This window comes from Pseudomonas sp. WS 5010 (assembly GCF_012985565.1).
Classification (GTDB): Bacteria; Pseudomonadota; Gammaproteobacteria; order Pseudomonadales; family Pseudomonadaceae; genus Aquipseudomonas.
In genome coordinates, this window is sequence record NZ_JAAQWQ010000030.1 from 1 (window position 1) to 692 (window position 692).

Sequence of the window (692 nt, forward strand, 5' to 3'; positions counted from 1 at the left end):
GCAGCAGATCGTCAGGCGCTGTACGCCCGTGCGCTGAGGGTGTTGGCGTGAAGCTCGATGCGGTGAAGTTGGGAGGGGTGCTGCTGCTATTACTCGGCCTTACGGCGGGCAGTGCATGGGCGGCATGGACGTGGCAAGCCAACGGCTACGAAAAGAAACTCGCCAAGCAAGAAGCTGCTCACCACACAACCCTGACCCATCTCGCCAATGCCAACTCAGCGCTGATCCTCGCCGAACAGGGCAAACGCCTCGCCCTGGAGCAATGGCTGGCTGCCAGTGACCAAGCCCACTATCGAGCCCTGAACGATGCCAAAACCACTCAAACCCGCCTGCGTGATCACCTTGCTACTGCTGACCTGCTGCTGTCAGTCCTACTCGACACCACCGCCGCAACTGGTAGTGACGGAATGCCAGCCACCACCAGCCCCGGCGGCGTGGTTTATGGAACTGCGAGAGCCCAACTTGACCGAGCGCATGCTCAACGAATTATCGGAATCACCGGCGACGGCGATCAAGGACTGATCGCGCTGCAAGCCTGTCAGGCCTACGCCAAAGAAGTCTCACACACGAAATAAAAGGAGCGGCCGAAGCTGGATGCGTCAACATCCAGCCCGGCCACCAAACCCGCAGATCATCCCTGCAAGCCCAGTCAAGGCTCCTGCTCCGTGCACAAAGCGGGGCGAGCCTAACAC

The 692-nt window shown here is 60.4% G+C and carries 1 protein-coding gene; it reads left to right on the forward strand.

Annotated elements, in window-relative coordinates; genetic code table 11:
• Positions 1-47: 47 nt before the first annotated feature.
• The gene (locus tag HBO11_RS28430; protein ID WP_170059070.1) at positions 48-575 is read left to right on the forward strand and encodes a lysis system i-spanin subunit Rz; all 528 of its coding nucleotides are present in this window, start codon (positions 48-50) and stop codon (positions 573-575) included.
• Positions 576-692 lie beyond the last annotated feature (117 nt).